The sequence below is a fragment of the Escherichia sp. S10b genome (genome assembly GCF_028421345.1).
In the GTDB taxonomy this organism is placed as follows: Bacteria; Pseudomonadota; Gammaproteobacteria; order Enterobacterales; family Enterobacteriaceae; genus ECMA0423.
Genome location: NZ_JAHZSO010000050.1, coordinates 1 through 23,050, shown reverse-complemented (window position 1 = coordinate 23,050; position 23,050 = coordinate 1). Strand labels below are relative to the sequence as shown.

The 23,050-nt window shown below is 50.9% G+C and carries 20 protein-coding genes; 4 read left to right on the top strand and 16 right to left on the bottom strand.

Features of this window, described 5'->3' with window-relative positions; translation table 11 throughout:
• Nucleotides 1-62: 62 nt before the first annotated feature.
• Genes fdnG through fdnI form a run of 3 tightly spaced genes read left to right on the top strand, consistent with a single transcriptional unit; the run spans nt 63 to nt 4,653 of the window.
• Nucleotides 63-3,110, top strand: coding sequence for a formate dehydrogenase-N subunit alpha (gene fdnG, locus FTE26_RS04575; protein ID WP_077250785.1), 3,048 nt, complete (start codon nt 63-65; stop codon nt 3,108-3,110).
• Between the two features lie 12 nt (nt 3,111-3,122).
• Nucleotides 3,123-4,007, top strand: a complete 885-nt coding sequence (gene fdnH, locus FTE26_RS04570; protein ID WP_001240582.1) for a formate dehydrogenase N subunit beta — start codon at nt 3,123-3,125, stop codon at nt 4,005-4,007.
• Nucleotides 4,000-4,653, top strand: a complete 654-nt coding sequence (gene fdnI, locus FTE26_RS04565; protein ID WP_000045648.1) for a formate dehydrogenase-N subunit gamma — start codon at nt 4,000-4,002, stop codon at nt 4,651-4,653. Before fdnH ends, fdnI begins: the two co-directional genes overlap by 8 nt.
• A 50-nt stretch (nt 4,654-4,703) precedes the next feature.
• On the opposite strand, the gene FTE26_RS04560 is transcribed toward fdnI, so the two are convergent.
• From FTE26_RS04560 to bdm, 5 genes are all read right to left on the bottom strand, one after another.
• Complete coding sequence (locus FTE26_RS04560) at nt 4,704-4,988, bottom strand: HigA family addiction module antitoxin (RefSeq protein WP_000781370.1); 285 nt, start codon at nt 4,986-4,988, stop codon at nt 4,704-4,706.
• Nucleotides 4,989-5,133: 145 nt separating this feature from the next.
• Nucleotides 5,134-6,144: an alcohol dehydrogenase AdhP gene (gene adhP, locus FTE26_RS04555; protein WP_000642434.1), complete on the bottom strand. Its 1,011-nt coding sequence runs from the start codon at nt 6,142-6,144 to the stop codon at nt 5,134-5,136.
• Nucleotides 6,145-6,277: 133 nt separating this feature from the next.
• Complete coding sequence (maeA, locus tag FTE26_RS04550; RefSeq protein WP_000433476.1) at nt 6,278-7,975, bottom strand: malate dehydrogenase; 1,698 nt, start codon at nt 7,973-7,975, stop codon at nt 6,278-6,280.
• A gap of 156 nt (nt 7,976-8,131) precedes the next feature.
• Nucleotides 8,132-8,269 carry a stationary-phase-induced ribosome-associated protein gene (gene sra, locus FTE26_RS04545; protein ID WP_000841554.1) on the bottom strand — a complete coding sequence of 46 codons (138 nt, stop codon included), beginning with the start codon at nt 8,267-8,269 and terminating at the stop codon, nt 8,132-8,134.
• 101 nt (nt 8,270-8,370) lie between these two features.
• A complete protein-coding gene (bdm, locus tag FTE26_RS04540; protein ID WP_000495771.1) occupies nt 8,371-8,586 on the bottom strand; it encodes a biofilm-dependent modulation protein in 216 nt (71 codons plus the stop codon).
• A 344-nt stretch (nt 8,587-8,930) separates the two neighbouring features.
• Between bdm and osmC the strand changes: the two genes are divergently transcribed.
• Nucleotides 8,931-9,362 carry a peroxiredoxin OsmC gene (osmC, locus tag FTE26_RS04535; protein WP_000152305.1) on the top strand — a complete coding sequence of 144 codons (432 nt, stop codon included), beginning with the start codon at nt 8,931-8,933 and terminating at the stop codon, nt 9,360-9,362.
• Nucleotides 9,363-9,417: 55 nt separating this feature from the next.
• Here the strand turns inward: osmC and FTE26_RS04530 are convergent, their stop codons facing one another.
• From FTE26_RS04530 to FTE26_RS04475, 11 genes are all read right to left on the bottom strand, one after another.
• Nucleotides 9,418-10,344 (bottom strand): oligopeptide/dipeptide ABC transporter ATP-binding protein, encoded by a 927-nt coding sequence (locus FTE26_RS04530; protein ID WP_001285559.1) that lies wholly within the window; start codon nt 10,342-10,344, stop codon nt 9,418-9,420.
• Entirely contained in the window at nt 10,337-11,323 is a 987-nt protein-coding gene (locus FTE26_RS04525) for an ABC transporter ATP-binding protein (RefSeq protein ID WP_000193558.1), read from the bottom strand. The genes FTE26_RS04530 and FTE26_RS04525 overlap by 8 nt, the downstream gene beginning before the upstream one ends.
• The gene (ddpC, locus tag FTE26_RS04520; protein ID WP_000979595.1) at nt 11,320-12,216 is read right to left on the bottom strand and encodes a D,D-dipeptide ABC transporter permease; all 897 of its coding nucleotides are present in this window, start codon (nt 12,214-12,216) and stop codon (nt 11,320-11,322) included. Before ddpC ends, FTE26_RS04525 begins: the two co-directional genes overlap by 4 nt.
• Nucleotides 12,213-13,235 (bottom strand): ABC transporter permease, encoded by a 1,023-nt coding sequence (locus FTE26_RS04515; RefSeq protein WP_000145129.1) that lies wholly within the window; start codon nt 13,233-13,235, stop codon nt 12,213-12,215. The genes ddpC and FTE26_RS04515 overlap by 4 nt, the downstream gene beginning before the upstream one ends.
• 1 nt (nt 13,236) lies before the next feature.
• The gene (locus tag FTE26_RS04510) at nt 13,237-14,787 is read right to left on the bottom strand and encodes an ABC transporter substrate-binding protein (RefSeq protein WP_000830520.1); all 1,551 of its coding nucleotides are present in this window, start codon (nt 14,785-14,787) and stop codon (nt 13,237-13,239) included.
• 13 nt (nt 14,788-14,800) lie between these two features.
• On the bottom strand, nt 14,801-15,382 hold the full coding sequence (ddpX, locus tag FTE26_RS04505; protein WP_085674700.1) for a D-alanyl-D-alanine dipeptidase: 582 nt from the start codon (nt 15,380-15,382) through the stop codon (nt 14,801-14,803).
• A 257-nt stretch (nt 15,383-15,639) separates the two neighbouring features.
• The gene (dosP, locus tag FTE26_RS04500; RefSeq protein WP_001307211.1) at nt 15,640-18,039 is read right to left on the bottom strand and encodes an oxygen-sensing cyclic-di-GMP phosphodiesterase DosP; all 2,400 of its coding nucleotides are present in this window, start codon (nt 18,037-18,039) and stop codon (nt 15,640-15,642) included.
• A 24-nt stretch (nt 18,040-18,063) separates the two neighbouring features.
• Nucleotides 18,064-19,446: a diguanylate cyclase DosC gene (gene dosC, locus FTE26_RS04495; RefSeq protein ID WP_000426266.1), complete on the bottom strand. Its 1,383-nt coding sequence runs from the start codon at nt 19,444-19,446 to the stop codon at nt 18,064-18,066.
• A gap of 372 nt (nt 19,447-19,818) precedes the next feature.
• Entirely contained in the window at nt 19,819-21,138 is a 1,320-nt protein-coding gene (locus tag FTE26_RS04485; protein WP_000350390.1) for a family 10 glycosylhydrolase, read from the bottom strand.
• Nucleotides 21,139-21,268: 130 nt separating this feature from the next.
• Nucleotides 21,269-22,804 carry an acid resistance gamma-aminobutyrate antiporter GadC gene (gene gadC, locus FTE26_RS04480; RefSeq protein WP_000246019.1) on the bottom strand — a complete coding sequence of 512 codons (1,536 nt, stop codon included), beginning with the start codon at nt 22,802-22,804 and terminating at the stop codon, nt 21,269-21,271.
• 155 nt (nt 22,805-22,959) lie between these two features.
• Nucleotides 22,960-23,050, bottom strand: a 91-nt coding sequence (locus tag FTE26_RS04475; RefSeq protein ID WP_029697111.1) for a hypothetical protein, incomplete at its 5' end; no start/stop codon positions are given.

Sequence of the window (23,050 nt, the reverse complement as noted above, 5' to 3'; positions counted from 1 at the left end):
AGATTCAGAATTTTACTGTTAGTTTCCTCGCGCAGTAATACCCCTGAAAAAAGAGGAAAGCAATGGACGTCAGTCGCAGACAATTTTTTAAAATCTGCGCGGGCGGTATGGCTGGAACAACGGTAGCGGCATTGGGCTTTGCCCCGAAGCAAGCACTGGCTCAGGCGCGAAACTACAAATTATTACGCGCTAAAGAGATCCGTAACACCTGCACATACTGTTCCGTAGGTTGCGGGCTATTGATGTATAGCCTGGGTGATGGCGCGAAAAACGCCAGAGAAGCGATTTATCACATTGAAGGTGACCCGGATCATCCGGTAAGCCGTGGTGCGCTGTGCCCAAAAGGGGCCGGTTTGCTGGATTACGTCAACAGCGAAAACCGTCTGCGCTACCCGGAATATCGTGCGCCAGGTTCTGACAAATGGCAGCGCATTAGCTGGGAAGAAGCATTCTCCCGTATTGCAAAGCTGATGAAAGCTGACCGTGACGCTAACTTTATTGAAAAGAACGAGCAGGGCGTAACGGTAAACCGTTGGCTTTCTACCGGTATGCTGTGTGCCTCCGGTGCCAGCAACGAAACCGGGATGCTGACACAGAAATTTGCCCGCTCCCTCGGGATGCTGGCGGTAGACAACCAGGCGCGCGTCTGACACGGACCAACGGTAGCAAGTCTTGCTCCAACATTTGGTCGCGGTGCGATGACCAACCACTGGGTGGATATCAAAAACGCTAACGTCGTAATGGTAATGGGCGGTAACGCTGCTGAAGCGCATCCCGTCGGTTTCCGCTGGGCGATGGAAGCGAAAAACAACAACGATGCAACCTTGATCGTTGTCGATCCTCGTTTTACGCGTACCGCTTCTGTGGCGGATATTTACGCACCTATTCGTTCCGGTACGGACATTACGTTCCTGTCTGGCGTTTTGCGCTACCTGATCGAAAACGACAAAATCAACGCCGAATACGTTAAGCATTACACCAACGCCAGCCTGCTGGTGCGTGATGATTTTGCTTTCGAAGACGGTCTGTTCAGCGGCTACGACGCTGAAAAACGGCAATACGATAAATCGTCCTGGAACTATCAGTTCGATGAAAACGGCTATGCGAAACGCGATGAAACACTGACTCATCCGCGCTGTGTGTGGAACCTGCTGAAAGCGCACGTTTCCCGCTACACGCCGGACGTTGTTGAAAACATCTGTGGTACGCCAAAAGCCGACTTCCTGAAAGTGTGTGAAGTGCTGGCCTCCACCAGCGCACCGGATCGCACAACCACCTTCCTGTACGCGCTGGGCTGGACGCAGCACACTGTGGGTGCGCAGAACATCCGTACTATGGCGATGATCCAGTTGCTGCTCGGTAACATGGGTATGGCCGGTGGCGGCGTGAACGCATTGCGTGGTCACTCCAACATTCAGGGCTTGACTGACTTAGGCCTGCTCTCTACCAGCCTGCCAGGTTATCTGACGCTGCCGTCAGAAAAACAGGTTGATTTGCAGTCGTATCTGGAAGCGAACACGCCGAAAGCGACGCTAGCTGATCAGGTGAACTACTGGAGCAACTATCCGAAGTTCTTCGTTAGCCTGATGAAATCTTTCTATGGCGATGCCGCGCAGAAAGAGAACAACTGGGGCTATGACTGGCTGCCGAAGTGGGACCAGACCTACGACGTCATCAAGTATTTCAACATGATGGATGAAGGCAAAGTCACCGGTTATTTCTGCCAGGGCTTTAACCCGGTTGCGTCCTTCCCGGACAAAAACAAAGTGGTGAGCTGCCTGAGCAAGCTGAAGTACATGGTGGTTATCGATCCGCTGGTGACTGAAACCTCTACCTTCTGGCAGAACCACGGCGAGTCGAACGATGTCGATCCGGCGTCTATTCAGACTGAAGTATTCCGTCTGCCTTCGACCTGCTTTGCTGAAGAGGATGGTTCTATCGCTAACTCCGGTCGCTGGTTGCAGTGGCACTGGAAAGGTCAGGACGCGCCGGGCGAAGCGCGTAACGACGGCGAAATTCTGGCGGGTATCTACCATCATCTGCGCGAGTTGTACCAGGCCGAAGGTGGTAAAGGCGTAGAACCGCTGATGAAGATGAGCTGGAACTACAAGCAGCCGCACGAACCGCAATCTGACGAAGTAGCTAAAGAGAACAACGGCTATGCGCTGGAAGATCTCTATGACGCTAATGGCGTGCTGATTGCGAAGAAAGGTCAGTTGCTGAGTAGCTTTGCGCATCTGCGTGATGACGGTACCACCGCATCGTCTTGCTGGATCTACACCGGTAGCTGGACAGAGCAGGGCAACCAGATGGCTAACCGCGATAACTCCGACCCGTCCGGTCTGGGGAATACGCTGGGATGGGCCTGGGCGTGGCCGCTCAACCGTCGCGTGCTGTACAACCGTGCTTCGGCGGATATCAACGGTAAACCGTGGGATCCGAAACGGATGCTGATCCAGTGGAACGGCAGCAAGTGGACGGGTAACGATATTCCGGACTTCGGCAATGCCGCACCGGGTACGCCAACCGGGCCGTTTATCATGCAGCCGGAAGGGATGGGACGCCTGTTTGCCATCAACAAAATGGCGGAAGGTCCGTTCCCGGAACACTACGAGCCGATTGAAACGCCGCTGGGCACTAACCCGCTGCATCCGAACGTGGTGTCTAACCCGGTTGTTCGTCTGTATGAACAAGACGCGCTGCGGATGGGTAAAAAAGAGCAGTTCCCGTATGTGGGTACGACCTATCGTCTGACCGAGCACTTCCACACCTGGACCAAGCACGCATTGCTCAACGCAATTGCTCAGCCGGAACAGTTTGTGGAAATCAGCGAAACGCTGGCGGCGGCGAAAGGCATTAATAATGGCGATCGTGTCACTGTCTCAAGCAAGCGTGGCTTTATCCGCGCGGTGGCTGTGGTAACGCGTCGTCTGAAACCACTGAATGTAAATGGTCAGCAGGTTGAAACGGTGGGTATTCCAATCCACTGGGGCTTTGAGGGTGTCGCGCGTAAAGGTTATATCGCTAACACTCTGACGCCGAATGTCGGTGATGCAAACTCGCAAACGCCGGAATATAAAGCGTTCTTAGTCAACATCGAGAAGGCGTAAGGGGGCGAACAGATGGCTATGGAAACGCAGGACATTATCAAAAGGTCCGCAACTAACTCCATCACGCCGCCTTCTCAGGTGCGTGATTACAAAGCAGAAGTCGCAAAACTTATCGACGTTTCCACCTGTATCGGCTGTAAAGCCTGTCAGGTGGCGTGTTCGGAGTGGAACGACATCCGTGATGAAGTGGGGCACTGCGTCGGGGTTTACGATAACCCCGCCGATCTGAGCGCCAAGTCCTGGACGGTGATGCGCTTTAGCGAAACCGAACAGAACGGCAAGCTGGAGTGGCTGATCCGTAAAGACGGCTGTATGCACTGTGAAGATCCCGGCTGCCTGAAGGCGTGCCCGTCTGCTGGTGCAATCATTCAGTACGCTAACGGGATTGTCGATTTCCAGTCGGAAAACTGCATCGGCTGTGGTTACTGCATTGCCGGGTGTCCGTTTAATATTCCGCGCCTCAACAAAGAGGATAACCGGGTATATAAATGCACGCTCTGCGTCGATCGCGTCAGCGTCGGCCAGGAACCGGCTTGTGTGAAAACCTGTCCGACCGGGGCTATCCACTTCGGCACCAAGAAGGAGATGCTGGAGCTGGCGGAACAGCGCGTGGCGAAACTGAAAGCGCGTGGTTACGAACATGCTGGCGTCTACAACCCGGAAGGGGTCGGTGGTACGCACGTTATGTACGTGCTGCATCACGCCGATCAGCCGGAGCTGTATCACGGTCTGCCGAAAGATCCGAAGATCGACACCTCGGTAAGCCTGTGGAAAGGCGCGTTGAAACCGCTGGCAGCGGCTGGCTTTATTGCCACTTTTGCCGGGTTGATTTTCCACTACATCGGTATTGGCCCGAATAAGGAAGTGGACGATGACGAGGAGGATCATCATGAGTAAGTCGAAAATGATTGTGCGCACCAAATTTATTGATCGCGCCTGTCACTGGACCGTGGTGATTTGCTTCTTCCTGGTGGCGCTGTCCGGGATTTCGTTCTTCTTCCCGACGCTGCAATGGCTGACGCAAACCTTCGGTACGCCGCAGATGGGACGCATTTTGCACCCGTTTTTCGGCATTGCGATTTTCGTCGCACTGATGTTTATGTTTGTGCGTTTTGTGCATCACAACATCCCGGATAAGAAAGATATTCCGTGGCTGTTGAACATTGTCGAAGTATTGAAAGGCAATGAGCATAAAGTGGCGGATGTCGGTAAGTACAACGCCGGGCAAAAGATGATGTTCTGGTCGATCATGAGCATGATTTTCGTGCTGCTGGTGACCGGGGTGATTATCTGGCGTCCGTACTTTGCGCAGTACTTCCCGATGCAGGTTGTTCGCTACAGCCTGCTGATCCACGCGGCTGCGGGTATCATCCTGATCCACGCCATCCTGATCCATATGTATATGGCATTCTGGGTGAAAGGGTCGATTAAAGGGATGATCGAAGGGAAGGTGAGCCGTCGCTGGGCGAAGAAACACCATCCGCGCTGGTATCGTGAAATCGAGAAGGCAGAAGCGAAAAAAGAGAGTGAAGAAGGGATATAATCTCTTTTGAACTTTAAGCTGAAAATGGCGCTTTAAGAAGCGCCATTTTTTTATTGCGTAACCAGACGGCGTAATCGCGACACATCCACTGTTTTTTCTGCCTCTGCCAGACTCCAGGCGTTTTGCAGATTCAGCCACATTTGCGGCGAACTGCCGATCACCACGGAAAGTTTAATCGCCATTTCTGGCGTCAAAGCTGCTTTTCCTGTCAGCAATCGGCTTGCCGTTGAGGGAGCAATTTCCATTGCTCTGGCAAACTCGCGCAGGCTGACATTAAGTTCGTCCAGTGATTCCTGAATAATGTCCCCCGGGCGGGGATGATTGGCCATTTTCATTAGTGTCTTTACTCTCAGTAGCGTTCCTTCACTGGGAACACTATCATTATTGTTCCTTCCTACGCAACAATAATCCATTTAGCCATTTCATGTTGGAGAGTGTGCGATGCTGCGACCCGAACATGGCAGTCGCAGCAAAGGCCTCTTAGTGACGGAAATCAATCACCATGCGGCCACGGATTTTGCCTTCTTCCATCTCAGTAAAGATGGTGTTGATGTCCGCTAACGGACGCAGGGCGACTTTCGGCACCACTTTACCTTCGGCGGCAAACTGGAAGGCTTCAGTTAAATCCTGGCGCGTGCCGACCAGCGAACCGACCACTTCAATGCCATCCAGCACCAGCCGTGGGATATCCAGGCTCATAGACTCCGGCGGCAGACCGACTGCCACAACACGCCCACCTGCACGGACAGCATCAACTGCCGAGTTAAACGCAGCTTTAGCTACTGCTGTTACCACCGCAGAGTGAGCGCCACCGGTTTTCTCCTGCACAATTTTGGCGGCGTCTTCGGTGCGTGAGTTAATCGCTAAATCTGCACCCATTTCGGTTGCCAGTTTTAACTGCTCATCATTGACATCAATGGCGATCACTTTGGCGTTAAAGACATTCTTTGCGTATTGCAGGGCGAGGTTACCCAGACCGCCAAGACCGTAGATAGCAATCCACTGCCCTGGACGAATTTTTGACAGCTTAACGGCTTTGTAGGTGGTGACTCCCGCACAGGTAATGCTGCTGGCCGCCGCCGAGTCCAGACCATCTGGCACTTTTACCGCGTAATCGGCGACCACGATGCACTCTTCCGCCATCCCGCCATCAACGCTGTATCCGGCATTTTTAACTGAACGGCAGAGCGTTTCGTTACCACTGTTACAGTATTCGCAATGACCGCATCCTTCGTAGAACCACGCCACGCTGGCACGATCGCCTGGTTTTAATGAGGTGACACCTGGACCCACTTCTGCCACCACACCGATGCCTTCATGGCCCAGAATTACGCCGGTTTTGTCACCAAAATCGCCATTCTTAACATGAAGATCGGTATGACATACACCACAACACTCCATTTTCAGCAGGGCTTCGCCATGTTTCAGTGAGCGCAGTGTTTTATACGTAACGTCAACATGATGATCCTTCGTAACAACTGCAGCCTTCATAGTTCCTCCTTTTCGGATGATGTTCTGCATAGCAGGTGAGGCAAATGAGATTTATTCGCCACTACCCAGTATGGATGAGATCTGAAAAAGGGAGAGGGAAATAGCCCGGTAGCCTTCACTACCGGGCGCAGGCTTAGATGGAGGTACGGCGGTAGTCGCGGTATTCGGCTTGCCAGAAATTATCGTCAATGGCCTGTTGCAGGGCTTCGGCAGAGGTTTTCACCGCCACGCCTTGCTGCTGCGCCATTTTGCCAACCGCAAACGCAATTGCGCGGGAGACTTTCTGAATATCTTTCAGTTCCGGCAGTACCATACCTTCGCCGTTCAGCACCAATGGTGAATACTGCGCCAGCGTTTCACTTGCCGACATCAGCATCTCATCGGTGATACGTGACGCGCCGGAAGCAATAACACCCAGGCCGATGCCCGGGAAAATAAAGGCGTTGTTACACTGGGCGATAGGGTAGATTTTATCTTTCCATACCACTGGATTAAACGGGCTGCCCGTGGCGACCAGCGCGTTACCTTCGGTCCAGGCGATAATGTCCTGCGGTGTGGCTTCCACGCGTGACGTCGGGTTAGACAGCGGCATCACGATCGGACGCGGACAGTGTTTATGCATCTCACGGATGATCTCTTCCGTAAACAGCCCGGTCTGTCCTGAGACGCCAATCAGAATATCTGGTTTTACATTGCGCACCACATCCAGCAGTGACAGCACATCGCTGTCGGTATCCCAGTCACTGAGGTTTTCGCGCTTCTGCACCAGTTTGGTCTGGAAAGGCAGCAGGTTCGGCATCTTGTCAGTCAGCAAGCCAAAGCGATCGACCATAAAGACTTTCTGCCGCGCCGCTTCCTCGCTTAATCCTTCGCGCTGGGTCTGGGAGATGATCATTTCGGCAATGCCGCATCCCGCTGAACCTGCGCCAAGGAAGACGATTTTTTTCTCGCTTAACTGACCACCTGCCGCGCGGCTTGCTGCGATCAGTGTGCCGACTGTTACCGCCGCAGTGCCCTGAATGTCATCGTTAAAAGAACAAATTTCATTGCGATAGCGGTTAAGTAACGGCATCGCATTTTTTTGAGCAAAGTCTTCAAACTGCAACAGCACGTCTGGCCAGCGTTGTTTCACAGCCTGGATAAATTCATCAACGAATTCATAGTATTCGTCGTCAGTGATACGCGGATTACGCCAGCCCATATACAGCGGATCGTTAAGCAGCTGTTGGTTGTTCGTTCCGACATCCAGCACCACCGGAAGGGTATACGCCGGGCTGATGCCGCCACAGGCGGTATAGAGCGACAGTTTACCGATCGGAATGCCCATCCCGCCGATGCCCTGGTCACCAAGCCCTAGAATACGTTCACCGTCAGTCACCACAATCACTTTAATATTATGGTTCGGCACGTTTTGCAGAATATCGTCCATATTGTGCCGGTTCTGGTAAGAGATAAACACGCCGCGTGAACGGCGGTAGATCTCAGAAAAACGCTCACAGGCTGCGCCGACGGTTGGGGTATAAATAACAGGCATCATCTCATCAAGATGATTGTTTACCAGACGGTAGAAGAGGGTTTCGTTAGTGTCCTGGATGTTACGCAGGTAGATGTGTTTGTCGATTTCGGTTTTGAATCCCTGATACTGGATCCATGCTCGTTCCGCTTGTTCTTCGATGGTTTCGACCACTTCCGGCAGTAACCCCAGCAGGTTGAAGTTACGGCGTTCTTCCATGCTGAAGGCACTGCCTTTATTCAACAACGGAAATTCCAGCAGTACAGGGCCAGCGTAAGGGATATAAAGCGAACGCTGTTTTTTTGTTTTTGGTTCCATGTCACTCACTCTTTTTTGAATATCCATCCCTGGGGGGCTTTTATCGTCTTTGCTTTACCGCCAGGGCGTCGGCCTCAAGTATAAAGCAGATAAAAACAAAAACACCATTGCGCAGGCAATGGTGTTTAATCGTCATTGAGGACTGATGGTTATGAATTACTTTTCAGCGGGGCGTTTTCTGCCGGTTGGGTTATTTACTACGCTGGATTTGTCACCTTCGGTAACTATTTTGCGCTGGTTAGAAATTTTATGGTCCAGTCCAAGAATATGACGTGCCTGACGGTTCGATTTCATTTTAACTCCTCAATCCTGTAGCTAGTTTTAAGGACAACATCGCCGTAGCGAAGAAACACGTGCTAAACCCCTAAATTAGGTTGCCGATCAAGCATAGCACCTTAAAGCGTAGGGTGCTGGCCACTGACCACATAATTGATCGTTTGCTGGTAGATATCACTGAGGATGTCGTTATCAGAAGCTTCAACCCATTTGGTCAGCTCCATGAGAATGTCATCTTCAGTGACAACACCGTGCTGTGCCCGAAGGCCTTGCTCAATGGCATTAACCAGAGCGGGTTCTGCTGTTGAATTTTCTGCCTGATAATAAGTAAACATAGTGATTCTCCGTGTCTGTGTATTTATGGTGTCTGCTACGGATCGCAGATTTATAAAGCACATTCAGCATGGCAAATATTTGCCGCTTCGTTGTTAAGATTAGTCCTGGTTGATGATTTTTATATTTTAACACCATGATATTCATAGGGATTGTGATTGGTATGATCCGATTAATATTGATACAATATCTTTTGGGTTATATATTCCCGGTAATCTATTGTGGGAATTTAATTTAAGTGCAGAAGTAATATTTTCGCCGGATTTTATTCGGAATATCCTGCTTATCCTCGTGCTGTTTCTCACGTAGTCTATAATTTCCTTTTTAAGCCCACAGGAGAGCAACAATGACAATCCATAAGAAAGGTCAGGCACACTGGGAAGGCGATATCAAACGCGGGAAGGGAACAGTATCCACCGAGAGTGGCGTGCTGAACCAACAGCCGTATGGATTTAACACGCGTTTTGAAGGCGAAAAAGGAACCAACCCTGAAGAACTGATTGGCGCAGCGCATGCCGCATGTTTCTCAATGGCGCTTTCATTAATGCTGGGGGAAGCGGGATTCACGCCAACATCGATTGATACCACCGCCGATGTGTCGCTGGATAAAGTGGATGCCGGTTTTGCGATTACGAAAATCGCACTGAAGAGTGAAGTTGCGGTGCCGGGTATTGATGCCTCTACCTTTGACGGCATCATCCAGAAAGCAAAAGCAGGATGCCCGGTCTCTCAGGTACTGAAAGCGGAAATTACGCTGGATTACCAGTTGAAATCGTAAAGCATTGCCGGATGACGCGTCAGGCGCGTGAATGCCTGATGCGTTGTTAGCATCTCTACAGCGCCCGCCAGCACCGGAGCTCACGTCCGTCCTCCCTTATTGCTAATGATTGCCGGACTTCACATCCGTGGGTTGCCAGCGGGCAACGTTCGTAGAAAAAACAGCCTTGCGGCAACGTGCGGTTTCCCGGCAGATCCGTTTTACGTAATGCCCATTCTTCCTCCAGCGGTTTATCAATGGCGGGGAGGGAATCCAGCAATAATCGGGTGTATGGATGTGCAGGTGCCGTCAGCACCTGCTGCGCGTCGCCCAGTTCTACAATCTGCCCGAGATACATCACCGCCACCCGATCGCTCATATGACGTATCACCGAGACATTGTGTGAAATCAGCACATAGGTCAGCCCGTGATTTTCCTGTAGCGTTACCAGTAAATTGAGGATCTGCGCCTGAACGGAGATATCCAGCGCAGAGGTTGGCTCATCAAGCACAATCACGTCAGGCTGCGAAGAGAGTGCTCTGGCAATGGCGATACGTTGCCGCTGCCCGCCGGAGAACGCATGAGGCAGGCGGTCGAGATACTCCGGACGAATACCCACCTGCACAGCCAACTCCTCTGCCAACGCTCGCCGCTGTTGTTCACTACTACGCTTAGCTATCCAGAGCGGTTCTGTGATGACGCGCCACACCGGTAAGCGCGGATTAAGCGAAGAGAGCGGGTCCTGAAACACCATCTGCATAATGCGTTGTGAGCCAGAACGGATGTACTGCCCGTGGCTCGGTTGCAGCATGCCCATTAAAAGCTGTGCGAGGGTGCTTTTGCCGCAGCCTGACTCGCCGACGATCCCTAAGGTTTCACCACGGCGGATCTGTAAATCAATACCATTGATGGCATGAACATGTTCCGTAGTTTTACCAAGCCAGTTTTTACGGGCCGGGAAATTGATATGGACGTCGCGTAACGTTAATAACGTGTCAGACACTTATGACCTCCTGCTGCGGATACCAACAGGCGCAGCGCTGGTTGTTGTCACCACACGCTGTCAGCGCCGGGACGTTTTCACACTGTGCACCTGCCGCATAGCAACGATCGCGAAAAGCGCAGCCTTCAGGCAAATGGGTGAGGTTTGGTACCGTCCCTGGAATGGCGGGTAATGGCTGGCGTGGTACTCCATGTTCTGGTGCGCATTGCAGCAAACCAATGGTATACGGATGCCGGGGATGATGGATAATGTCTGCCGTCACGCCGCTTTCAATTACGCTTCCGGCATACATCACGTAAACGCTATCGCACAGTTGCGACACCACGACCATATCATGGCTGATGAACAGTACCGCAGTTCCACTGGCGCGGGCTTTATGTTTAAGCAAACGCAGTACCTGCAACTGTAGCGTGACGTCCAGCGCCGTAGTCGGTTCGTCGGCAATAATCAATTGCGGCTCGCAGGAGAATGCCAGCGCAATCATTACCCGCTGGCGCATACCACCTGAAAGCTCAAACGGATAGCGCGACATAACTTCCACGGCATCCGGGATTTGCATCTCTTCCAGCAGGGCAATCGCTTTAGCTCTGGCTTCCCGACGACTTATTGGTTGATGATGGCGGATCACGTCCATCATCTGAAGACCTATTCGACGTGTCGGATTGAGGGCGGTCATCGGTTCCTGAAAGATCATCGCCACTCGTGCGCCGCGCCACTGACGAAGCTGTTTTTCCCGAGCGTTAAGAACATCGTCTCCCAGCAGTGAAATCTGCCCCCGATGTACGCAATAACTGCCCGTCTGTAGCAGACGCATAATCAGCATTGCGGTGACTGATTTACCTGAGCCGGATTCTCCCACCAGACCGACAATTTCGCCGCGGTTAATCTGCAAGGACACATTGTTGAGCGCGTGAACATCACCGTTAAAACCGGGGAAACTCAAATGCAGCTGTTGAATGTCCAGAACGGGTTGGGTCATGACTGCTTTCCTCCTGCTTTCGGGTCAAGCAGATCGCGAATACCATCACCAAAGAGATTAAACCCAACGGCGGTAAGCAAAATCGCTGCCCCCGGAAATGCGCAATACCACCACTGATCGAGTACATAGTTGCGACCATTCGCTACCATCGCGCCCCATTCAGCACTCGGTTGTTGAGCACCCAGGCCAATAAATCCCAACGTGGCGGCCATTAAAATCGCGCTACCGATATCCAGCGATGCCTGCACGATCAGCGGCGGCAGGGAGTTACGTAAAATATGCCAGCTGATCAGATGCCAACGCGACGCACCAAAGGTTTTCGCCGCCTGAACATAGGTATACTGGCGTACAACTAATGCTTGCCCCCGCGCCAGGCGCACATAAAAGGGAATTCGCACAATAGCAATCGCCAGCATGGCGTTAAATAAACTCGGCCCGAGAGCGGCAGCCAGTGCCATTGTCAGTACCAACGAAGGAATCGACAGCATAATGTCCATGATGCGCATGATGATGGCGTCTGCGCGTCCGCCAAGCACACCGGATAGACATCCGAGTAGCGAACCAATCATACCCGCAATGGCAACCACGACTAATCCGGCGAGAATTGATTGCTGACTGCCGACCAGTACGCGGCTGAACAGATCGCGTCCCACTTCATCGGTGCCAAACCAGTGCGCCGCAGAAGGCGGCAAAAGGCGGGCGGTTAAATCAATGGCGTTGGGATCATGCGTCGCCAGCCACGGTGAAAAAATCATCATCAATAGCATTAATACAATGATGACTGCGCCGGTCACGGTGAGCGGACTGCCTTTCAGCATCCATACCAGTTCTGCACCGTTAAATCGCGTTTGTTTTTGTGGGCGTACGGCGGACGTTTCCTCGCTTAGCATCATTCACCACCTCCACGTCCGATACGCGGATCAATCCACAAATAGAGCAAATCCACCACCAGGTTGACCAGCACATAAGCAAATGAAACCACGACGGCAAAGCCCATCACTGCCGGGAAGTCGAGCGCCTGTATTGATGTTACTACCCATGCACCCATTCCGGGCCAGGCAAAAACGGTTTCGGTGAGCACTGCGCCATACAACAAATCGCCCAGCGCCAAACCCAATACGGTAATCGATGGGATCAACGCATTGGGTAGCGCATAACATAAAACGATATACCAGCCGGGCAAGCCGCTGGCCCGGGCGGTACGAATGTAGTCTTCACTCAATTGTTCCAGCATCGCTGAGCGGATCTGGCGGGCGACAATCCCCAGGTGAACAAACGCCAGCGTTAATGCCGGTAAGATGAGATGTTGCAACGCATTGAAGAAGACTTCACCGTTGCCTTCAAGCAACGCATCGAGCAGATAAAAGCCGGTAACGTGCGTTGGTGGATCCAGCCAGTCATCAAGCCTTCCGCCGCCGGGAAGTATTTGCAGATGACCATAAAACAGCACAATGACGCCCAGCCCAAGCCAGAATGCAGGTGTGGATATTCCGGTTATGGCCATCAGACGGACAAGATGATCCAGCCAGCGATTACGCCAGACGGCAGAGAGTATGCCCAGTGGGATGCCAATCAGTAGCGCCAGCAGCAGGGCGCAAAAGGCCAGTTCCAGCGTCGCCGGGAAGAATATACGCAGCTCTTCCAGCACCGGACGCCCGGTACGAATGGATGTCCCCAGGTCACCATGAAACAGGTCGCTGACGTAGCGGTAAAATTGTACGTATAGCGGCTGGTCGAGCCCCAATTGCTGGCGAATATTTTCCACGATGGCATTGCTGGCGCGGTCGCCAGCCAGCAACCGCGCCGGATCGCCGGGGATCAGGTGCGAGATAATAAACGTTATCACGCAGACGCCCGCCACCACGAGCACCAGCCCCCAGCAGCGTTGGCGTAAAATACTCCAGAAGGTCACGTTATTTACTCATGGTATTGATATTGAAGACCTGTTCCAGCATGGGATTGAACACAAAGCCTTTCACCTCTTTGTTCATCGCCAGTTGGTAGTTTTTCTGGAACAGGTACACATAAGCAGCGTCATCAATGACGATTTTCTGTGCCTGCTGGTAGTCCCGGGTACGCTGCGTCTGGTCGGTGGTCGCAAGCGCATTGCGCAGTAACTTATCGACCTCACTGTTTTCATAGAACGAGCGGTTACCCGGCAGACCTTTTTTGTCTGACTCAAACCAGTAATTCATAAACATATACGGGTCGGCAAAATCCGGACTCCAGTTGCCAATCGCAATGTCGTAATCACCTTTACCCACTCTGTCGCGCATGGTGGCGTTCGCCAGCTTTTCCAGCTTCACATTGATGCCCAGCTTGTTGAGACTGGATTGTGTCGCCAGAGCAATAGGCTCCCAGTTCGGATCGTTATCGGAGTAGAGAAACGTCAGGCTGGTGGGTTTGCTCGTCACTTTATCCCATTCGGCTTTGGCTTTCGTTTCGTCATGGTTGTATTGCATTGCCGTCGCATCGTAGCCCCACATGCCTTCCGGAATCGGGCCGCGCATTTGTTTTCCGTTACCACTCAGAATGCCGTTAACCATGCCCTGATAATCGGTAGACCAGGAAATGGCCCGACGCAGATCCGCCTGATTAAGTGGCGCTTTGCTGTTATTCAGATACAGATAGGTGACGCGCAGTGACGGATACTCTGCCACATTGACTTTATTTTCCTGCTTCAGGGCGTTGAGTTGATCCACCGGCAGCGCATCGGCAATGTCAATGTCGCCACGGGAGAGCTGCAGGCGACGGGAGGCACTTTCACCGATAATTTTTACCGATACTCGCTTAAAGTTCGGTTTATTGCCGGGGTAATGCGGATTTGGCACCAGAACTAATTGCTGACCTTTTTGCCAGCTTTTCAGCATAAATGGTCCGGAACCGGCGGTATTTTGCGCGAGGAAGCCGCGGGCATCATCCGCCGCATGTTCCTTTAACACCGCCGGATTGATAATGGATGCACCGTCATTCGCCAGCGTGTAGAGGAACGGTGCGAATGGCTGGCTAAGGGTAAACTTCACCGTATGTTCGTCGGGAGCATCAATCTTTAAATCTTTGGGAAATGCTTCTGCTGGCCCCTGGCCGATTTTTAGTAGCCGCTCAAAAGAGAGTTTTACTGCTTCGGCAGTGACCGGTGTGCCATCGGCAAATTTAGCATTGTCCTTCAGGGTGAACGTCCACTCTTTTTGATCGTCAGACGCTTTCCAGCTACTTGCCAGATCGCCTTCAACGTCGGTTGAGCCTTTATCACCGTCCGTTTTGTACTGAACCAGCCGCTGATAAGACGGGTAGGTCACCGTCCAGTCGTTATTATCTATTGTTACCGCCGGGTCGAGGGTTTGTGGATCGGTGGCCTTACCAATCACCAGCATATCTTTCGGTACGGCGGCGTGCGCAACCGGGAAATTTGTGGCAAGGACGAGCGCGAGCAATGTGGGACGAAACGGTATCGATCTCTTCATGACAGTTTCCTGATTAACTGACGTGTTGTGTGCCAGGGGATATAAAACAGGTGAATTGATCAGCGAGCAGAGGGTAACTCGCTGCCTGGGGTAATTCGAAGTGCCACCATTCGCTGGAGACACCGACAAAACCGCCACCAGTCATTATCGCATTCAGCAACAGCCGATTGCGCTGAGCGGCGGGCGGGACGGAAGGGTGATAGGCATGGGAGCGCTCGTGCATTTCATCGAACCCTGCGCCCATATCGAGGATGTTCCCGTGCTCATCACGAAGCGTCAGGTCGATCGCCGTGCCACGGCTGTGATTAGAACCGACCGTCACATCAACAACATATTGCGGGTCTGGGCAGGCTTGCCACAACATCGCCTGTGCTTGTTGTGGGCGATACGCATCGTAAATCACCAGTTGTAAGCCTGACAGCTGGGCGATACTGATACTTTTCGCCAGCGCGGTAATCGCATCCTTGTGTAGCAGACAACGCGCTTGCTGATAAATAGCTTTACCTGTGATGTTATCAGCGCAGGCGTATTTCAATTCGATCTCCAGATCAGGGAAGATTACGGCTAAATCAACCAGTTCGGTGGTATCCGACATAAACGGTTCCTGTATAAGACAAAAATTGCTGCGCTTTCCGCTTATGCAGATCTCATGCCATGCCGGGATAAGCGCCAGAATGCTGGCTTAAAGTTATATTTTTTAACTTTTGATCAACATTTGTGCAGCGTAGTGCAGTTTTGGTGCAAGAGGGGAAGTTAAGGAAGGAATCTCCCGGAATCGAAGCTGAAATCACAGTATTTAAGTGACAGTGTCACGTTAAATGAAAACCCGCGAGTGCGGGCGAGAGGAATTTGTCAGATTTTCAGCGGTAACACGCTGCTCATCCAGCCTGGAATTTCTTCGGCGGGTAGGGGGCGGGAAAAGAAATATCCCTGAATAACGCGACAGTGGATCTTGCGTAGCATCTCAAATTGCTCTTTGGTTTCGACGCCTTCCGCCACGACGGTTAAATTGAGGCTTTGCCCAATGCTGGTAATGGCTTCAAGTAAGGCAAGGATGCGTTTTTCGGTCAGACAACGATCGACAAAACTTTTGTCAATTTTTATTTCCGTTACCGGAAGACTGACTAAGCGGGATAATCCGGAAAAGCCCGTACCAAAATCATCTACCGATAAGCCCACGCCCATATCACGCAGGATCTGAATGCGCTTAAAGATTTCGGTATCGTGTTCCATCATCATGCTTTCCGTGATTTCTACCGTCAGCTGGTGGCCGTCAATACCCCAGGCGTGCATTGCATCAGACACCTGATTAGGCAGTTGATTACTGCGAAAGTGCAGTGCCGACAAGTTAACGGAAAGCGCCGGGATATGAATATTCTGGCTACGCCATTCTGCTAACTGACGGCAAGCTTCCGCGATGACCCAGCGCCCAATATTTTCGATTTCACCAATCTCTTCTGCGAGAGGAATAAACCGTGAAGGGGGCACATGACCATGCTGGGGATCGTGCCAGCGCGCAAGGGCTTCGATGCCGTACAGTTCACCCGTTTCTGCGAAGATTTGCGGCTGGTAAACAAGTTTCAGTTGGTTATTGCTAATCGCTTCTTTCAGCGCTGCGCCTAAAACCAAACGCTCTTTTACCATTTCGTTCATCGCCGGGCTGAAGAACTGCCAGCCGTTACCGCCATTCTTGCGAATATAATCCATTGCATTGTGAGCAGTGGAGAGCAGGTAATCGCGGTTTTTACCCACGTCGTAGCTGATGCCAATACTCAAGGTAAGCGGGAAGGGTTTATCGTCAATCATTATCGGCTTGCTGACCACATTCCGTAGCTCATCGGCGATTTGGGTAATGTTACTGACGTCGTTTTCCAGGCTCACGAGGACAAACTGCGTACCTTCGATACGACAGAGATACTGATCCGGTTTGAGTTTTTCACGAAAGCGATTGACCACTTCCAGCAATGCCTGATCGGCCCACGCATAGCCAAGGCTATCAATCACATCCTGAATATGGTCAACACCGATGAGATACACCACCGGAGAGACGGCTTTGTCGACCAGGTCATCGAGGTAATTGTGCAGGTTATTGCGATTTGGCAGACCGGTCATCGGATCAAATTGGATGAGTTGTTCAATATGCTGGCGGCTTTTTTCCTGTTCCAGCGCCAGCGCGGCCATATGCTGACTGATATCTGCCACGCGTTCGATAAAGGCGCTGGTTTCTGCTCCTGACGAGGTTTTAATTTGCAGGATCCCCGCAGGCGCGCCATCACGCTGACGAATGGTCGCTGACCAGCTTTGCGCATTTTGAACTTCTGCACCGTGCGAAGATGACGCCCAGTGTATCGGCATCCCGTTGCGCAGTGCGAACAGCGAAACATGCGATTCGTTGAGAACAGATTCGATGTTACGACAAATGATTTCCCCCATTTCATGAAATGGCGGGCTGCTGCACATGGCGGCGAGAATATTGCCTTCAAGCTGGCGGATTTGCCGTTCTTCGGTGATATCCGAGAAGGTCATTACCAGGTTCTGCAGATGCGCGAGCACGTCATAAACCGGGCTGATAGAGGCTTTAATCCAGATTTTTTCACCGGTGCGCGTCAACAGCAGAAATTCATCCTGATCGCGGGCGGTTTTCCATAGCAACTGTTGTAAACGAATGCGGTTATCGGCAGGGAATTCAGGAATGTTCAGGAGTGTATCGGGCTGCATACCGCTGGCTTCGCTAATGCAGTAACCAAACATTTCGGTAAATGCGCGATTGCACTGCACAATATGGCGTTCCGGATCGAGGACAATCACCGGTCGGTCGAGATGGTCAACGGCAATAATCAATTGTCGAGTCTGTTCTTTTTGCGCCATTTCTACGCTGGCATCCCGTACCAGCGCCAGGTAATAAACTTTCCCCTCGGCGCTCACTTTCGATAGCGCAAAACGGGTCCAGATTTTACTGCCGTCTTTTTTCTCCAGCTGCAGCTCCCGACTCATCCCCTCGACACGCGCTTTACCGCCTTCACGGTTATGACGAATGTATTCAGGATGCGCAGGACGCAAATCCCGCGGAATCAGCATATCAATGTTATTGCCAATGACTTCTTCACGTTTGTACCCCCAGAGCTTCTCTGCGGCGGGGTTGAAAAACATCACTTCATCATTTTCGTTAATTAACACCGCACCCATCATATTTTGCTCAAGGGCGGGGAAAAAAATGCCATCGGCGGCATTATCCGCATCGGTTAGCTTCATGATTACCTCTGCATCCTGGCGCATCTAAAGACTGGCTTTCCAGAGTTCAACACGGTTTCTACCTCGTCTTTTGGCGATATACAGAGCTTCATCGGCTATTTGAATGAGGCGCTCATAGTCAGGATGACCATTAAACATGGCGGCACCGATGGAAAGTGAGAGGGCAATATCCTCGCCGTTTGCGGCTTTCAGTTTGGTTTTCTCCACCCGACTGCGAATACGTTCTGCGGTACGTAACGTTTCGTTTTCAGAAGCTTCAGTCAAAACAATGATAAATTCATCGCCCCCGTAGCGAAAAACATAATCACTACTGCGGACGTTGTCATAAAAGGCCTGAGAGACTTTACGCAGAATTTCATCGCCAGTGTTATGGCCCCACGTATCGTTGATCTCTTTGAATTTATCAACGTCAATAATCAGCACTGACAGTGGTGTACCGGTCCGGTTGGCATGGGCAATTTCGCGTTTGAAGATAGTCGGCAGGAAACGGCGGTTAAGTAATTTCGTCAGTACATCCATACCGACTTCGTGGCGCGATACTTCTTCAAACAATTCACGCAGCAAGGTAATAATCTGCGATACGGTATTTCTTATCTGTAATAGAAATTTCACCCGCAAACTTCTGTTATTCAAATTCCTGGTGTTACGCATGGTTTGATTGAAAATACCGTCGAAATCCTGAATCAGACGGGAGATATGGCCCACTTCGGCAATGCCGCTAAAATAATGTCGACCTTTATGGTTAAACCACAGGCCAAAATCAGCCTGGCTTAAAGGCAAACTGCTGCCTAAATCAGAATCCAGCAGGACTTTATAGATAATATCTATTTCCCATGAAAGTATTGAGGCTATTTGCCGTTCTTTTTCTTCTTCGGCGTTTTCCAGTAACGAGAAGATACGATAGTTTTCATCTTCCTTTGAGGCACTACTGTCACTAAAGGTAAACGCGCGGGTCATCACTTCCATAGCGATATCAATACTGTTAATCGAGAAATGGTAGACCTGAAGTTTTTCTGCGGCGGAATAATCCGAAGAGAAGATTACCGGATAGAGGATTTTTTTCAGCACCCGAAACCCCATCTCGACAATTTCTACCGGAATTCCTATGCGGGCATGCACTTCCGCGACGGTATGCTGGATTTGTATTAGCCTTTCGACATCGTCAACCTGGGCAGAAAGCACGTTAATAATCCAGCGTTCCATCGCACTTTTCAACTGCCGCTCAACTTGTTCATTACTCAAGAATTCTTCGGCATGCGGGTCGATGCGGACAATTCGATAAAACTCGATACTCAGATAATGAGCATGCGCAAGGGCAATTTCTGCGGCTTTAGCACGAATGAGAGGATCTGCCTGTTCGACAAGTCCGGTCCACTCATCTTTCATTCTTTTAAAATACATCTCCATAATTCACACCCTTATAAGGCTGGGAAATCAGACGGAATCAAAACGCAACGTGCGAGATCGACTAACTGCACCATATTCTCCTGAAATATGAAGATATACTGAAAAGAAATAAGCGACTTAGGACAGTTTTAATCTACGCTACTGTTCTTCAGAAGAGTATAGCCCATCGTAATTATTTTTCGGTGACAGCGAATATCGTATGTTTTTTCATATTCATACATTTTTATTAGGGGATTTATGGCTGTTTAACTAAGTGTGGTTAATTGCGTGGTTAATTTGACTTATGTAAGCATGATTACTAGTGGGATATTTCACAAGGTGTAACACGCCGGTGGGTAAAGCACCGGCTTGTTACAAAGTAAGCATGGGAGTTTAACTGCCCCAACGACTTTGCAGATAGCTGACCGCTTGTTGAGTCTGCGGTTTATTCAGATAGTCCTCACGGAACAAGATGGTGCCGCTAATTTCTGGTACCGCATCGTTAAGATCGAGCTGCTTTTTCAGTTCCGGTACGCCGCCGTTAATCATCCAGTCTGGCTCTATCTTTGAAGGTTCACCCACTTTATAGAAGGCGATACCGATATACAGGCGGGTCCTGGTCGGTTTAACGACATCCGCCCACCATTTTGCCAACACGTCATAACGCGCGGCACTCCGTGAGAACGGCCAGTAAATTTGGGGAGCAATGTAATCCAGCAATCCTTGTTCCACCCATCGACGGGTGTCAGCGTAGGATTCGTCATAGGCTGCCGCGCCTCGGGTATCGGAACCGAGCGGATCGTGTGATCGGTTACGCCACACGCCTGCCGGGCTAACACCAAATTCGACTCCCGGCTTAATGCTTTTAATGGTGTGCGATACCTTTGCAATTAACTGCTGAGTATTGTTGCGCCGCCAGTCTGCTTTTGACGCAAATGCGCCTCCGTATTTACGGTACGTTTCGTTATCATTTAGCAGTGAACCCGGTGACTCCGTATAGAAATAGTCGTCAAACTGCACGCCATCTACCGGATAGCGGGAAACCACTTCGGCGACTATTGATGTGATCCAGTCCTGAACCTCAGGGATGCCCGGGTCGAGGACAAAGCGATCGCCAGACGTTCTGATCCAGTCGCGGTGTTGCACATAGACGCTCGCCGGTTGTTGAGACAGAGTGCTATTCAGTTCCCTGATAGTACCGGGCTTCGTATTAACCGATACGCGATAGGGGTTAAACCAGGCGTGTACTTTCATCCCACGCTTGTGGGCTTCGTCGAGCATAAATTGCAGCGGATCGTAACCCGGATTTTCACCAATCTTACCGGTCATAAGATCGGACCACGGCAAAATTTTCGATGGCCACAGGGCGGTACCGTCCGGCTTGACCTGGAAAAAGACCGTGTTTATGCCGAGACGTTGCAGATGATCCAGTTTGTCGATCATCGCCTGTTGTTGTACACGGGCCCGGCTGGTGGGGTTACTAATGTTAACCGAGGAAACCGGTGGCCAGTCGAGCCGAGAAACCGTGGCCAGCCAGATGCCACGCATCGGTTGTGACGATTGTTGCGTCGTGGCTGGTGGCTTTGAACCTGCTGGTGGTGTCACCATGGACTCTGGAGGCGTGCTTTTACAACTACACAGTAAAAGTGCCAGTGCAACTAGTATCGCTGGTCTTCTAATCGTTAATTTCTTGTTTCGGGAGCAGATATCCATATGTGCTGGTTTCCGGTAAACAGATGTGCGCTCATTCTCGTACTTATCCCGGTTAAGTCAATACGACAGCAAGCACGAAAAAGGGAGCGATGACTTATCGCTCCCTTGTCTTATAACCATTCAGACATGGTTAGTGTTTCTTGTCATTCATCACAATATAGTGTGGTGAACGTGCACGCGGGTGCAGGAAGAAGTGACCTTTTGGTGCGTTCTGACTGTTGATTGGCTCCAGAGTGACGCCGGTATTCGCTTTGCCTTTACGATCATGAACAGCATAGAGAATAAAGGGCAGGGCAAGTACCACCAGGAAACTAACAACCAGTAATTCAACATACATATCGGTAGAATCACCCTGGATGTTATCCGGCGGCAGGAAGGAAACAATAAACGCCATAATTGAAGTCAGCAGACCGACAATTGCCACGACCAATTTCACCCCTTTACCACCAGGGATATTAAATGTGCGTTTTAAGTCAGGATGTTTAAGAACCAACACAATGTAGCCAATAAACAGCATGAAATAAGCACACAGATAAATCACCACCGTCAGCGCCAGTGCGATCAGGAAGGACATGTTGTTACCGCCACCGGTATTGGTGAGGATGATCAACGCGATAGAAGTAATCACCAGCTGCGAAATGACCAGCGTTACCGGTACGCCATTTTTGTTCATTTTAGCGAATGCCGCTGGCAGCAGGTTTTTCTGCGCTGTGACATACATCCCGCGAGAAGGACCAACAATCCAGGAGGCGATTTCCGCCAGAACACCCAGCAACAGCAGTGCGGAGATCACGCGAACCGTCCACTCAATTTCCGGTGCCACATGGGACATCAGAACGGTAAAGGTTTGCATTACCCCTGCGGAGAGGTTGATTTCATTACCCGGAATGACCATCGCAATAGACAAACCACCAACAGAGCTTAAGCAGATTGCCGCCACCATCAGCAGTAACATAGCTAGTGGATAGTCGCGCCCTGGGTTACTCATTTCATTGACGTGGGTTGCGGAAGCTTCTACGCCCATATAACTCAAAATGAAGGCAACAAATACAACCAAGGTGCCCACTTTAGAGAAGTCAGGGAAGAAGGTCTTCGAATCCATTTCGATAGCAACGGGGGCACCGGAGTGCAGATAAATAGCCGCTAATGCGATCAAAATAAATGCAGGTAACAGGATACCGGCGAAGAAGCCAACTTTAGCAATTCGCGCCGTGTATTTCGTGCCACCAAACTGCGTTAATGCCAGCGCCCAAAGAATGATGAGTGCTGCAATAGTTTTGGTAATGGGGTCTTCATTCAGCGCTGGCCATTTCAGGATGTAGGAGAGTGCCCCTAACACGAAATAGAGCATCGGAATAAAACCAATGGCGATTTGCAGATAGCCAAATGAGATCGCTGCAAATCCCCATCTCGGCCCCAGAGTATTTGATACCCAGGCGAAGACACCACCTTCTTCCCAGCCGTCGACGGTGGCCATTTCCGCAGCACAAAGTCCCACGGGAATAAACCATAAAATCCCGCCTAATAGCAGGAAGAAGACTAATGAAAAGCCCGATGTTGCGAAGGTAGGGTATTCATAAACAGCCATTACCATCGATGCCGTTATGGCAAAGAATCCGAGTAATGTGAGCTGCTTAGCTTTACCTGTCTGTACTGATGTAGCCATATTATCCCCCTAAAACGGTATTCCTGTCGGAACCGCACCTGTTTTGTTCTGAAGCGTATTCAGAACAATATTTTCCGTTGCTAATGCCAGTGAACAGACTTTGGAAATTGTCCCGAAACGGGTTCGTTTCGGGACACCGTTACCGTTAAACGTTATCAGGTATGTTTAAAGCTGTTCTGCTGGGCAATACCCTGCAGTTTCGGGTGATCGCTGAGATATTTCAGGGAGGCTTTGTAGTCTTCCAGC

What these genes read in the sequence shown, in the direction of transcription:
- fdnH (WP_001240582.1), top strand. Translation starts at nt 3,123, where the DNA reads ATGGCTATGGAAACGCAGGACATTATCAAAAGGTCCGCAACTAACTCC.
- fdnI (WP_000045648.1), top strand. Translation starts at nt 4,000, where the DNA reads ATGAGTAAGTCGAAAATGATTGTGCGCACCAAATTTATTGATCGCGCC.
- FTE26_RS04560 (WP_000781370.1), bottom strand. Translation starts at nt 4,988, where the DNA reads ATGAAAATGGCCAATCATCCCCGCCCGGGGGACATTATTCAGGAATCA.
- adhP (WP_000642434.1), bottom strand. Translation starts at nt 6,144, where the DNA reads ATGAAGGCTGCAGTTGTTACGAAGGATCATCATGTTGACGTTACGTAT.
- maeA (WP_000433476.1), bottom strand. Translation starts at nt 7,975, where the DNA reads ATGGAACCAAAAACAAAAAAACAGCGTTCGCTTTATATCCCTTACGCT.
- sra (WP_000841554.1), bottom strand. Translation starts at nt 8,269, where the DNA reads ATGAAATCGAACCGTCAGGCACGTCATATTCTTGGACTGGACCATAAA.
- bdm (WP_000495771.1), bottom strand. Translation starts at nt 8,586, where the DNA reads ATGTTTACTTATTATCAGGCAGAAAATTCAACAGCAGAACCCGCTCTG.
- osmC (WP_000152305.1), top strand. Translation starts at nt 8,931, where the DNA reads ATGACAATCCATAAGAAAGGTCAGGCACACTGGGAAGGCGATATCAAA.
- FTE26_RS04525 (WP_000193558.1), bottom strand. Translation starts at nt 11,323, where the DNA reads ATGACCCAACCCGTTCTGGACATTCAACAGCTGCATTTGAGTTTCCCC.
- ddpC (WP_000979595.1), bottom strand. Translation starts at nt 12,216, where the DNA reads ATGATGCTAAGCGAGGAAACGTCCGCCGTACGCCCACAAAAACAAACG.
- FTE26_RS04510 (WP_000830520.1), bottom strand. Translation starts at nt 14,787, where the DNA reads ATGAAGAGATCGATACCGTTTCGTCCCACATTGCTCGCGCTCGTCCTT.
- ddpX (WP_085674700.1), bottom strand. Translation starts at nt 15,382, where the DNA reads ATGTCGGATACCACCGAACTGGTTGATTTAGCCGTAATCTTCCCTGAT.
- dosP (WP_001307211.1), bottom strand. Translation starts at nt 18,039, where the DNA reads ATGAAGCTAACCGATGCGGATAATGCCGCCGATGGCATTTTTTTCCCC.
- dosC (WP_000426266.1), bottom strand. Translation starts at nt 19,446, where the DNA reads ATGGAGATGTATTTTAAAAGAATGAAAGATGAGTGGACCGGACTTGTC.
- FTE26_RS04485 (WP_000350390.1), bottom strand. Translation starts at nt 21,138, where the DNA reads ATGGATATCTGCTCCCGAAACAAGAAATTAACGATTAGAAGACCAGCG.
- gadC (WP_000246019.1), bottom strand. Translation starts at nt 22,804, where the DNA reads ATGGCTACATCAGTACAGACAGGTAAAGCTAAGCAGCTCACATTACTC.